Raw genomic sequence first — 13256 nt, 5'->3', positions numbered from 1 at the left:
GTTCTTGTTGGGGCCGAGCGCCGGGTTTCTCGCTCGCGGAGTGGCCCAAGCGTTCATGCCCAATCGCTCACCCGATGTCCTCCAGATAAACCAGCAACTTCAGATCAACACTCATCCTATATATGTCAAAAAAGCTGAAAATGCAATCGGTTTCTCTCACTAAAAAGATCCCACGCGCAGCACATGGGGACCACTCTCCTTCAACCCGGGGCCATTAAACTAGCCCAGAATCCCCAGTTGAGCGCGAGGACCGAGACGAAAAAAGCGGCCTTTTTTACGAACAAAAAAGTGCAGGTCGTAGCGGGGACTACGGACAAACTTTTTTGTGAAGGAAAAAGGACCGATTTTTTTGTCGAATCCCGCGATTCAACTGGGGATTTTGGGCTAGTGGGGTAGGTCAGCCCGAGGAGAGAGCCGCGTGAGAAAAACTCAGTTCTTGTCGACTCACTCGTTGCAACCCGCCGGATTCCAAAACAACGCCCCCCCCAAGCCCTGGGACCGGACGGACGGATCCACCGACAACACCGCGAGTCCCCGTCAACCATGGGGTCGATCAGAAAACCATTCTGCCCGAAGTGACAGAGAAAGGCCCGTCAGGATTCCCAATAAAACAGCACCTGGTCGTACCCGCATTACTTCACCAAAACACGGGCACGGTCGATGCGCCCACCCACGTCAAAGACAATTGTGTAGATTCCCGGAGCCACCCGTTGGCCCTCGCTATTGGTTCCGTCCCATTCAAAGGCATAAACCCCTTGTGGTTTAGCCTCATCTATAATGACGCAGAGCAACCTCCCTTCGCGGGAATAGACCGACGCTTTTAAATGCCCGGCCGAATCCAAATGAACCTCCCACTGAGCCCGCCCTCCTGCTTTTAATAAATTAGTGGTAAAAGAAACCCGCTTTTCACCTAGGATTAATGGAATTGAAATCGATAGGGATTCGCTCTCCCGTCCTTCCCGTGTTCGAAACACAGCCGTAATGGATTTGTTCCCAACAGATGGCGTTAACGTCACATCCATTTTTGACTGGTAGGGAATCCAAATGCCAGGGATGGGAACTAATAAATCCCCCGTTAACTTCATTTCCGCTGGCTCCCCATCCACAGTAAGAGTCAACTGAACAACCACTTGATCGGGCGTGCGGGGGCTGACCAAAATAGACGGATTTTCCAATGGACGGTACCCCTTCAAAACAGCTAATGCCCAGGTGTTTCCATTAAGGGCCCCTACCACCAGGTCTTTTTTATTGTCCCCATTAAAATCCCCTACCGACACCCGATTCGGAAGGAAGAAACGAAAAGATTCCGTCCAAGAAGTGCTGGGCCCAACAAACCCTGTAGAGAGTAAACCTCTCACGTGGGATGAATCCATGGGAAAGACATCGCCTTTCCCGTCTCCATCAAAGTCCCCGATGGGGGATACGATTCCATCCACCCACCAGGGGGCGGGAAGAGAAAACACAACGGGAGGAGTCCCAGGGAATCCCCCGTTCATCGCAAGGGTCGGAGGCCCATTGGCCAAAGAATACCCATCAAGGATCGATATCTTTTTGCCTTCTAAAGTCACTTCCTGAACGACCAGTTCATCAAAGCCATCGCCATTGGTATCGCCTGAAGATCGACACATAAGTTTACCGAGTGACGGTCCCGTGATTTTAACGTTGGCCGGGCGAACATCCATATCTGTCAATAGGGGGAGGTCGCTTTTCCCATAAAGAACATAGACCGCTCCAGCGTTGGTCGCTCCCCCTGATTCCTCAGGAGCTGAGATAATGAGATCGGACACGCTATCCCCATCGACATCCCCCCCCACCACGTGTTGACCAAAATTTCCACTTGCCTTTTGAAATCGGAGAGCGGATACGCCATCGTCCAGAGTGAAAGTTTGGTCGGGAAATATTTCCTTCCCATAGAGGAGATAAACCACATTGTGAGGGCCATCTCCCACAAGAAGATCTTGAATATGGTCTCCGTTAAAATCCCCTCGCCCAAGGGAGAGCGGAGCTGAAAACGAAGTCATATTAATCTCGAGATCGGCTGAAGTTAAATTCAGATTAATTAGGGAAGCCGGATTCGTGGTCCCAAAAACAACAAAGATTTTTGGGGTTTTGCTGCGGCTGTAGTACAAGGGAAGAACCAGATCGTCCCTGTGATCCCCATTGAGGTCAGCAAAAAACACTGTCCCCAGGACACTGTGTCCTGGCAGGGCATCCGGAGGAATGAGGACCATCCGGCGCAAGGCACTCAAAGAATTGGTGGTGGGAAGATCCCCGCCAAAGATAAGATCAACGCTCAGAGTAAATAGAAATTGCTGAAACACAGCCACGTCGCTAAACCCATCCCCATCAAAATCTCCGTCCGCCACCATATCCATCGAGGTAACCACCCGCTCCGGCGCGGCGATAACGACATCCGCGTCTTGAAACCCAAAGGATTCTGTAAGAGCTAGGCAAGGACTAAATATCGTAGCCAGAACAACAAGAAGTAAAGAACCCGGCCTCATTAAACCCCACCGCCTTCGTTCGCGCTCGAGTTCCATAAACGTTTCGTAAGGGTCCTCCCCTTTCTACCCACGACGAGACACTTGGAAATAAATTCCCGCCGAGGGCATCAATTTACAGATGAAACATCCGTTCTGATTGAAAAGATATCCGCCCTCTGAGTATACCTCAAATATCAATTCCCACAAGACCCCCCATTTTTCAAATGTAACCCACAGGAAACACAACGGTAACACTGGGGAAAACTGAGTTCTCTATACTAAAACCAGAAAAGAAAATATCGAAGAGGAGGTTTCTATGGTGACGGTCAACAATCAGGAAACTCCAGAGAAAAGTACAGGATTCGCGGCGGATCGACATTTTTCCTTCCAACGGCGTGCATCCCTTTTCATGGCCCACCTCCTCATGAGAAAAACAGGATGGATTTTGGTCGCGGCGATCCTTCTCGTTGCGTTTTTCACCTCTTTTCTTCCCCAATTGACATTCAGCACAAGCGCCGACCAATTTGTTTTAGACAAAGATGTTGCGGTTGAATTCCACGAACGGTTTAAAGAAAGCTTCCCGAAAAACGATTTTTTTGTCATCGCCTATACACGAGACGACCTTTTCACATCAAACCGGTTAAATGAACTTAAAACCCTTACCGAAGAAATCCGCACACTGGACGGAGTGGAGGATGTTGTCAGCTTGGCCAACGTAACAGACATGAAAGGCACTGAAGACAGTTTTGAATCTGATGCCTTCTTAATTGAAGTCCCCGTCGACCAGACTCGTCTTAGCCAGCTCCGAAACCGCGCCCTGACAAATCCACTTTACCAGAAGAACCTCCTATCGGATGACGGACGAACGACAGCCATAATTGTTTACGTTCATAAAACAAATTCAATTTCAGAACAAACGTCCCAGAAGCCCCTGATTCAAAATGTCCAACAAATCTTAAAACCCTACCAAGAGCTCGGTTATCAGTTTTATTACGCCGGTCGACCGACCACAGACTACTACCTTGCCCATTACATGAATTTCGATGTGAAGATTTTTTTCCCTGTGAGCGTTATTCTCGCAATCGGTGCGATTTATTTTTTATTTCGAAACATTCGTTTATTGGTCTTAGCGGGAATGGGAATACTGACAACCTTAGGGGCGACCCTGGGCCTGGCTGGTTTAACCAACATCCCTCTTAATAATGCGTCCGTAGCCGTCATCCCCTTGGTGGTTTGCCTTGCCCTTTCCGACATCATCCACATATATTCAAGTCTCGACCGCCGTCTTTTGTCCCACAACTCTTCCCCCCGCAACGCCATGATGCAAATCCTCAATAAACTATTGTTCCCCTGCTTTTTAACCAGCCTCACCACAGCGATCGGGTTCTTTTCTTTTACGTTCAATCGTGTTCCCGCGATTCGAAGTTTCGGTTGGTTGGCTTCCGCCGGGATGATATTCGAATTTCTCGTGGCCTTTGGTATCGTGGCCCCCTTATTGACCTACTTCCGACCCGACACGATTTATCGGGACCCCGTCACCCAAACCAAAAGAGAAATCCCCCGTTTGATTCATTGGTTTCATCATGTGGCCACACGTCGACCCCTGTGGGTGATATCGCTATGCCTCTTGGCTGTCGGCTGGGGGGCCATGAATTCTCGCCATTTGAAAGTCGAAACCAATCTCATCGAATGGTTTAAAAAATCTTCCGTGGTTCACCAAGACATCTTGTACATCCGAAACCATCTTTCAGGCACGGATGCCTTGGACGTATCTTTTCAAGCGGACCAAACAGGAACGTTCAAAAACCCGGACATTTTGATTCAGATTGAGCGCATTCAAAAACAAATCAAAGCCCTCCCAGCGGTGGACGTCTGTACGGGAGTGACGGATCTCTTTAAAGAAATGAACAAAGCGTTCCATGAGGAAGATCCTTCTACCTACGTTCTCCCTTCCTCACGATTTTTATTGGAACAATACCTCCTCCTTTACGGCCGCAACGATCTTGGGGATTACGTCACTCCGGGGTTTGACCATACGCGACTAATCGTTCGAGCAAACGTCCCTGGATCTTCCCAAGCCGCTTTGTTGATCAAAGATATTGAAACTATATTAAAAAACAACAGCCTCCCTGGAATTACATCTCAAATAACGGGGAGGACCAAACTCGACACCGCCACGAATGCCGTCCTGGTGAGCGACCAAGTCGTCAACATCACACAAACCGTGATGGGCATATTTCTTCTCATGGCTTTGGTATTGCAATCCTGGCGGCTGGCCCTTCTGTTTCTGGTTCCCAATCTTTTCCCCATCATCATTAACTTCGGCATTATGGGTTGGGCAGGGATTCCCCTTGACTCTGGAACAGCTCTCATCGCGGCATCAGCCTTTGGGATCCTGGTGGACGACACCATTCACTTTTTTTGTGCCTACCGGGGAGCGCAGGAGGAAGGCCTGCCCTCTGCCAGGGCTCTGGAAGAGGTGACCAACCAAAAGGGAGAGGCTTCTCTCTCTTCCTTTTCGATCATCTCTATTGCCTTCGGCGTATTGATGTTTTCCCATTTCAGTCCCATTTTTTTCTTCGGTTTACTGAACGTCGTTATTTTATTGGTCGGACTTGTGGGGGATCATTTTCTCTTGAAATCAATCTTTGCCCTTGGCTTTAGAAAGAATGGCGATCAAACAGGGGATAACTCTTCCCGCCAAACCCGAGGCAAAGAACCAACGGTCTTCCGCGAAACTGTATCAAAATCATACTCAGAGGATATTCCTAAAGACATTTCGCTAAAAAATCACCGAGAAATCACACAAGAAACACAGCCCAAACACCTGGACCCGGTAAACTGACGTCGTGGATATTAAAAGGAGATCACCCATGCAAACCATTGACCGCGTTTCCACTTCTTACCAGGAACAAGGAAAAACCGATGAATCCAAGGAACCCTTTGACTATCCCAAGGCATTTTCCCGGAATTTGGGTTTGGTCCAGCCAGACGAACAACTTCAATTAAAACGGAGCGTCGTCGCCATCGCGGGGTTGGGGGGGGTCGGAGGGGTCCATCTGACGACCCTCGCTCGCCTAGGCGTTGGCGGGTTCCATATCGCTGATTTCGATTCGTTCGAAGTCCAAAACTTCAACCGCCAGGCCGGGGCCACTGTTTCAAGCCTGGGGCGATCCAAAGTGGATGTCATGGCGGAACAACTCCTGGACATCAACCCCACAGTCAAACTCCAACGGTTTGAGAAGGGTGTTCAACGGGGAAATGTGGCGGCTTTCCTTGACGGGGTCGATGTCATCGTGGACGGCTTGGATTTTTTTGCCGTTGAAGCTCGGGAACTCCTTTTTGACGAAGCCGAACGGCGGGGGATTCCCCTTGTTACCGCGGGTCCCATTGGAATGAGCGTCGCGTGGCTCGTCTTTCGGCCGGGCAGCATGTCCTGGCGAGACTATTTCGCCTTTGACTTGGCCCGGGGAAAAACCGACAAATTCCTTCTCTTCGCTTTGGGCTTAACCCCCCAAGCCACACAAATGTCTTACTTGGACAGGACCTATGTGAACCTAGAAGAACATCGTGGTCCCTCCATGGCCCTGGCGGTCCAATTGTGTGCCGGCGTTGCCGCGGCGGAGGTGCTAAAACTGATCCTCAAACGGGGTCCTATTTCTTCCGCGCCCCATTACCACCAATTCGACGCTTATAAAGGGAAATTGGTTGAGGGAAAATTGCGTTGGGGCAACCGCGGTTGGGGGCAAAGACTCAAAGCCACTATTTTCCGCTGGATGCTAAGTAAAAAAACAGTTTCAGAGCCCCCTTCCTCACCGATAGAACAGGTGAAAATCGATGAGGGAACCTCAGCGCCCCCTCCCCACCAACCAGGCCAACCCAACGTTGCCCAGGTCACCGCTATGGTGGACAGTGCCCGTTGGGCGCCCTCCGGGGACAACGTTCAACCCTTTTCATTTGAATGGGATGGAAAAACCTTGTTTGTTAACGAGGAAGTAAACCGGAGCCAAGCCTTTATTAATGTGGGAAACGTCGCAAGCCAAATGGCCCTGGGCATGTGTCTCACGAATATCGAGATCGCTGCCGAACAGTGGGGATGGGTTCCACGTTGGACCACAGAAGCGCGAAAACCTTCAGTCGCCCAGATGACTTTTGAACCAGGTCTGGTTCGACATTCTTCATTGGCCGCGGCTATTCGTTCACGGTGTGTTGACCGTCGGCCGTTTGGCAAGGACCGGATGTCCGATCGGTTCATTGAAAAAATCAAGAATCAGTCAAACAATCCTTGGGGAATCCAGTTTCACCTTATGGACGATACGGAACAGATCAAAACCCTGGCTCGGATCAACAGCCGGTTCGAATCCTTCTTACTTGGACACAAAGCCCTGCACAGCTATTTATTCCACTGGATGAGATGGTCAAAAAAAGAAGCCCAAACATTCTCAGATGGAATGCCCATATCCACCCTGGGGCTTACCCCTGTGGACGGCTTAAGTCTTCGTCTTCTCGCCCAGTGGAGTATCGCTCGGTCAATGAAAACCATGGGGGTAACTCGACTGGCCGCTATACGGGCCCGACACATCTACAGGCAATCCGCCGCCTTTGGCGCGTTCACCATTCCCAACACCGAACCCATGACCTATGTCCGCGTGGGAGGCCTTTGGCAAAGAGTGTGGCTCAATCTCACGGCGGAAGGATGGACCCTTCAACCCGTCATGGGCCATTCGCTGATGGCTCACCGATGCAAAGAATACGAGGGAGAGGGATTGACCATCCAGGAACGAGAACGATTCGAACGGGAAGATAAAGAGATACACGAGATCATGGGTGCTCTCCAGTCCCAAACCATCGCTTGCCTGTTCCGAATGGGCCGTCCCCGCTCCCCTGTCTCCAGCCGAGCCCCACGCCGAGCCCTATCTTCGTTGCTCAGCTTTAGAAAGAAAACCGCCTAACACACGTCTCAAGCGGGGGAAAAAATAACCTGGCCGAGAAACTTAGTGTGAATCAAACATTTTTTGACGACCGTTCGCTTTTTGATAACGCGCATTGGGGAAACGCAGACGAGCATTGATGATGAGATGATTCTGCCCATTGACACGATGAAATACGGGATATAACCTATCATTGAGATAGGAGAACGCTTCCATGAAAATAGACTTACGTAAGGGCGGAGGTTTTACCCTCATAGAACTGATCCTCGTGGCGGCCATTATCGGGCTTCTGGCCTCCATCGCCATCCCTAAGTTCGGAAATATGATCCGCAAAGCCAAAGAGGCTGCCTTAAAGGCGATTCTCGGGAGTCTCCGATCAGCGCTGTCAATCTATTATGCTGATAATCTGCAATTATGCCAATGGCCAATGATGGGGGGGTCTTCCCCCCTCGTCCCCAAATATATCGAGAAAATTCCAACGGGAAATATCCCCTATTGGCATCCAAACATCAACAACAGTGATTGTTTGTACTATACTGTCTCAGACCCCAATGCTGTCTTTAACAACTATGGTTTTTCTTACATCTGCGACGGAGGGGCGTTAATACCCCACACTTTCGCTTATTTAGTTGTCAACTGCACCCACCCCGACGCTTCAGGCCGGGTCTGGAGTACCTGGTAGAATCGGACAAGACCAACAATAGGGACCAAAGGGCCGAGTCACTTGGGAGGGATAGAAGAATAACCACCTATCAATGTATCAGTGCCTGTTTCTTTACGAAACCGATAGCCCCCCGAACCCTGTCTTCGTTGATCAGCTTTCGCAAGCAAACAGCCTAATACACGTCTCAATCGGGGGACAAGATAACGCGGCGGAGAAACTTAGTGTGACTCCTCCGTTGCCTTTTCCTTTGGCCGGAGAAAGATCGAAAAAACGATGGAAACCGCCAGGACTCCGATCACCACTCCCAGTGAAACAGATGTGGAAATATGGACCCAGTGCATGATTAACATTTTAACGCCCACAAACGCCAATATGAGCGCGACCCCGAATTTTAGATACGTAAAGATTTGAACCAGACCACTAACCAAGAAATACAGGGCCCGTAGCCCCAGGATGGCAAAGATATTTGACGTAAAAACAATGAGGGGATCGGTCGTAATTGAAAAGATGGCGGGAATAGAGTCAAGTGCAAACACCAGATCACTGAACTCAACCACCGCCACGGTCAGGAACAAGGGGGTCGCGTGCCACCGCCCATCAATGGTCGCCAGAAAACGGTTCCCGTGCATTCCCGTCATGGGAAGAATTTTTCGCAATCCCCGAAACAAAAAATTGTCATTGGGGTTAAATTCTTTTTCCACGCTGAACGCCATTTTGTAGGCGGAATACAATAAGATGGCGCCGAACAACAGGAAAACCCACTGAAATCGACTGACCAGGATCGTCCCTAGGAAAATTAAAACAAACCGCATCACCACAGCGCCTAAAATCCCCCATTTCAGAACACGGGGTTGATGGGAAGGATCCACATTGAAATAGGAAAAGATCATGATAAAAATGAACAGATTATCAACGCTTAAAGATTTTTCGATCAGGTACCCGGTCAGAAATTCGGCGGCTTTGGCGGGAGACAACAACCAATAGATGGCCCCACAGTAGAGGAGGGCGGCTAAAATCCATTCCATGGAACGCAACGCCGCTTCCCGAAGCGTGATGGCTTTTTCCGAACGGGATTGAAACAAGTCCACATACAACATCGCGACCAGGGCCACAAAAAAAATAACCCAGAGGGTCGCCGTGGGCGTCACGGGTGAGGCAGTGGGGTTACCGATTCCCGCCGCGGGTAAATTCCGAGACGGGCCTGGCGACATATTTCAATAAAATCAGGGGAAAAATCCGCTTTCTCGACAACCCATCGAATGTAATCGGGGTCTTCTTTCACCACATCGGCCAGCTTGTGATATCGATGTTTTCCAAAATTAAAATAAGCCTCACCATCCCGCCATAAAAGACGACCATCTTTGTCCACCTGAGAAGGCCCGGGCGCGGTACAAAATTTGTGAAGACCGTCCATGTCTTTGGGTAAGTCCTCATAACGATCCAACTGGGCCAGAAGGACCTCATAAGTGGCCTCCGCGTCGGCCTCCGCGGAATGAGCGTCCACCAAATCTTTTCCACAATAAAACTGATAGGCGGAGCTCAGGTTCCGTCGCTCTTTTTCACGAAAGATGGTGCTGGCGTCGACCATACGACGCCCTTCCATTGAGAAAACATACCCCGCCCGATCAAATTCTTTTGTCAGCATCGGGATGTCCAATCGGCTCAGGGCAAACCCCCCGATGTCGGCGCCGTCAAAGATCGCATAGAGACGTGGAGCCCATTCACGAAAGGGCGGTTGGTCTTTCAGCATCTCATTGGTGATCTTATGAATGGCAATGGATTCCACAGGGATCTTCATGAACGGATTGAACCGCTGGACCAGCCGTTCCGTTCGTCCATCGGGAAAGATTTTAACGAGCCCGATCTCAATGATTCGGTCCAGTTCAACCAAGAGACCGGTGGTTTCCAGATCAAAAACGACAAGCGGGCGTGTGAGCGGTGAAAGGGGCATGGCGTGTGGGATGGATTCTATGAAATTTTCGATTCTTCCGCACGCCGAACAAAAATCCGGGCGGCGATAGAGGACTCCAACGCCAATTGACTCTCCCCCACTTCCACCACAAAGGCGGGAAAGGTTTGGTGCAGGTGAACCGGAGCGCCCGGAATGACCCCCAAGGCGAGGAGACGGTGAAGTTCCGGATGATCTTTCAATTGCAAATAAGCCACCCGGCCCGATTCTCCTACCGCCAATCGGGAAAGAGGGACCACAATGGGCGAGAGGCGCCCGTCCTTGCGCCCACAACACTCCCCTGGAGGGATCGTGTGACCGTGAGGACATTCCACGGGATGCCCCAAGAGGGTGCAAATGGATTCGGTGACCTCGGGAGAAATGGTGTGTTCCAACACACACGCATTGGGGTCCACGGCGCTCCGGTCAAGACTGAGAACATCCGTTAAAAGCCTCTCGGCCAACCGCAATCGGCGTGTCACGTCCCGCGCCAATTCATCTCCAGAAGAAGTCAAGAGCACGTGATCGGATTCTTCCCGAACAAACCCGTGCCGAACCAGACGATCAAACCCTTCGGGACTCCCCGCCGCGTGAAGAGCCCCACGCAAAGTCGCCCCATCCGTCACCCCCAACTCCCGCTGATACCATAAGAGGCCCAACGCCTCCTCCACGTCCTCCCGTTCAGCGGAGGGGATAGGAAACTTTTGTCTTTCGGTCATCAGAAATCCTTCCTTCGCACTTTTTTAACTCACCAAAAAAGGAAATAAAAGAAGCAATCGGTTCAACACCCCAGCGATCCCTAAAGCGACCACCAACACCGCCACCGTAATCGTGAGCGCTCCTTTCCATCCCCGTTCTTTAAACATCATCAACCACTGGGCCACACAAGGCATGAACAACGTAATGAGCACAAGGCTCACCGTCACCTGACGGAAATCAAGGAACCCCGCCTTTTGAATAGAGTAAAGCCCCGCCGCCCCGTAATCCCGTCTTAAGAACCCGATCAAAAAAGCTTCCGTCGCTTGTGCCGGGAGACCCAGCCACGATTGGACCACCGGGGCAAAACCCCGTTCCGCCATTTTCAACAAACCCCACCGGTCCATAAAAAACAACGCTAAGGTCCCATAAACGAAGAGAGGCACGACTTCTTTTAAATACCAGGCCAATCGCACCTGCATTTTCATCCATATGTTTCGGAACAAGGGCCGCCGAATGGGTGGAATTTCCATCAGGAAGGTGGAACGCGCCCCAGGAAGAATTTTCGATGCTGCCCAACCTGTCGCTAACGTCGTCCCCACGAGGACGAACAACCACACCCCAAGGACTTTAGGCGAGAGCCCCGCCGCCATCCCCAAGATCACAGCCAACTGAGCCGAACAAGGCACGGTTAAGGCCAACAAAAGCGTCACGATAATCCGTTCTTTTTTCGTGTCCAGTATCCGAGTTGTCATGGTCGCCATGGTGTCGCAACCCAAGCCTAAAATCATGGGCAACACCGCTCGGCCATTGAGACCCATAAGACGGAAAACCCGGTCCAACAAGACCGACAAACGAGGCAAGTATCCAGAATCTTCCAAGAGGCCAAACGCGATGAAAAAGGTGGCCACAATGGGAAGGATCAAGGCAAAAGCGTAGGAGAACGCCATGCGGATCACCCCATACGGCCCCACCAGGATGTCTCGGAAAAATTCCCACGGCAAAACTTTTTCCACCACCCACGTGGCGCCCGGCGTGATCCATTTGCCAAAAACAGTTCCTTCTAAGAAGTTGACCGCCGTGCCGGCGCCGAACACTCCCACAAACTGATAGACGGCAAAAAGAACGATCCCCGCGATCAAAAAACCCGGCCAGGGACGAAGTGCCCAAACCCCCAACCGTTGAGAAATTCGCGGGGCCAACTTTCCCCGAACAGTCACCACCTCCGCACAGATTTCTCGGACCCGCCCCTCCCTACCCTCAAATAGGATTTGTCGCGGAGGACGGGCGAACCGGGACCGTTCCGTTTGTCCAGCCTTGTAGAGAACGTCCTCCCCGATCCCCGGCGCGCTCCCCGCCCCCACCCACGTGAGGACCGTGTCATCCCCGGCCAAAAGCGCTAACTGAACCGCGCGAGTTCCCGGAAAGCCCTTGGCGAAGAGGGGGTCCAGGATCTCCAATGACCGGCGTATCTCAGGAGTGGCGGAACCGGACACCGTGGCCACCGTCGCCCGTTCCACGGCCCGTTTTAAATCGGCCATCCCTTCCCCCGTGGTGGCCACCGTTTGAACAACAGGAACCCCAAGACACCGAGAGAGAGCCGCGGCATCCACCACGATCCCCCGGTCCAAGGCTTCATCGGCCAGGTTCAGAGCCACCACGAATGGAATGCCAAATTCCACCAACTCCAAGGTGGTCATCAATCCGCGTGCTAGGTTTTTTGAATCCAAAACGTTCAACACAACTTCCGGACGATCTTTCAAGAGGAAGTCCCGCGTGACCCTTTCGTCTTCTGAAGAAGGATAAAGGGAGTTCACCCCAGGGGTGTCCACCACCCGCCACGCTTCCCCGGCGAGCCAACTGACTCCGGAGGAGACTTCCACTGTGGTCCCCGGATAGTTGGAAACCGTTGCGTATTTACCCGTGATCCGTCCAAAAAGGACGGATTTCCCCACATTGGGGTTTCCCAGCAGGATAAGGGTCTTCCGATCGGAGGGGGAACGCGCCTCGCTCATCCCTTCCCCCCCACGCCCACCGACCGGCGCACCGGTTTGGAGGAACACACGGAACACCGCCCAAACATTTCGTGACGATGCCACCGCAGCTCAAACCCTCGCGCACGAGCGGCCTCTGTTTGAAGCCGTTCGATGGCAGGGCTGGAAAACTCCAACGCTTTGCCGCAATCCACACAAATCATGTGGTCATGGTGTTCTCGCCCATAAGCGTATTCGTACCGCGCCTGACCGTCCGCAAAGGTGACCCGGGAAACAAGTCCAATCTCTTCCAACAACTTCACGGTGCGAAACACAGTGGCCCGCCCAATCCCTGAAAGACGGGAACGAAGAGCTTCATAAATATCTTCCAAGGTTAAATGTCCCTTGGCTTGAGCTAAAAAACGCAATACCCCCTCGCGCTGGGAGGTCTCCCGCAACCCGCGGGCCTGAATCGATTGACGAAGGAGGAGAAAGGGATCCATATTGATATTGATTCTCAATTTCAATTCTAACCTAGAACTCCCCCTTTGTCAAGACACC

Annotated in this window: 9 protein-coding genes; 3 read left to right on the top strand and 6 right to left on the bottom strand. The window is 51.5% G+C overall.

Translation table 11 applies throughout. The features are described 5' to 3' along the window. Positions 1-632: 632 nt before the first annotated feature. Positions 633-2504 carry an FG-GAP repeat protein gene (locus tag JNK54_01835; GenBank protein MBL8023010.1) on the bottom strand — a complete coding sequence of 624 codons (1872 nt, stop codon included), beginning with the start codon at positions 2502-2504 and terminating at the stop codon, positions 633-635. A 295-nt stretch (positions 2505-2799) separates the two neighbouring features. On the opposite strand from JNK54_01835, the gene JNK54_01830 reads away from it, so the two are divergent. The 3 genes from JNK54_01830 to JNK54_01820 all read left to right on the top strand — a co-directional run bounded on the left by JNK54_01830 (position 2800) and on the right by JNK54_01820 (position 8096). Then, positions 2800-5328 (top strand): MMPL family transporter, encoded by a 2529-nt coding sequence (locus tag JNK54_01830; protein MBL8023009.1) that lies wholly within the window; start codon positions 2800-2802, stop codon positions 5326-5328. 28 nt (positions 5329-5356) lie between these two features. Continuing rightward, a complete protein-coding gene (locus JNK54_01825; GenBank protein ID MBL8023008.1) occupies positions 5357-7435 on the top strand; it encodes a ThiF family adenylyltransferase in 2079 nt (692 codons plus the stop codon). A 193-nt stretch (positions 7436-7628) separates the two neighbouring features. Continuing rightward, on the top strand, positions 7629-8096 hold the full coding sequence (locus JNK54_01820) for a type II secretion system protein (protein MBL8023007.1): 468 nt from the start codon (positions 7629-7631) through the stop codon (positions 8094-8096). Between the two features lie 200 nt (positions 8097-8296). On the opposite strand, the gene JNK54_01815 is transcribed toward JNK54_01820, so the two are convergent. From JNK54_01815 to JNK54_01795, 5 genes are read right to left on the bottom strand one after another with little or no spacing between them, the layout of a single operon-like run. Next, a complete protein-coding gene (locus tag JNK54_01815) occupies positions 8297-9289 on the bottom strand; it encodes a TerC family protein (protein ID MBL8023006.1) in 993 nt (330 codons plus the stop codon). Then, positions 9223-10029, bottom strand: a complete 807-nt coding sequence (locus JNK54_01810; GenBank protein MBL8023005.1) for a 3'-5' exonuclease — start codon at positions 10027-10029, stop codon at positions 9223-9225. The genes JNK54_01815 and JNK54_01810 overlap by 67 nt, the downstream gene beginning before the upstream one ends. Positions 10030-10046: 17 nt before the next feature. Further along, the gene (locus JNK54_01805; GenBank protein ID MBL8023004.1) at positions 10047-10745 is read right to left on the bottom strand and encodes a metal-dependent transcriptional regulator; all 699 of its coding nucleotides are present in this window, start codon (positions 10743-10745) and stop codon (positions 10047-10049) included. A gap of 24 nt (positions 10746-10769) precedes the next feature. Continuing rightward, positions 10770-12737, bottom strand: a complete 1968-nt coding sequence (gene feoB, locus JNK54_01800; protein ID MBL8023003.1) for a ferrous iron transport protein B — start codon at positions 12735-12737, stop codon at positions 10770-10772. Then, positions 12734-13198: a transcriptional repressor gene (locus tag JNK54_01795; GenBank protein MBL8023002.1), complete on the bottom strand. Its 465-nt coding sequence runs from the start codon at positions 13196-13198 to the stop codon at positions 12734-12736. The genes feoB and JNK54_01795 overlap by 4 nt, the downstream gene beginning before the upstream one ends. Between the last annotated feature and the right edge of the window lie 58 nt (positions 13199-13256).

The organism is Elusimicrobiota bacterium (assembly GCA_016788905.1).
In the GTDB taxonomy this organism is placed as follows: Bacteria; Elusimicrobiota; Elusimicrobia; order FEN-1173; family FEN-1173; genus JADKHR01.
This window is presented reverse-complemented; position numbering and strand designations above follow the sequence as displayed.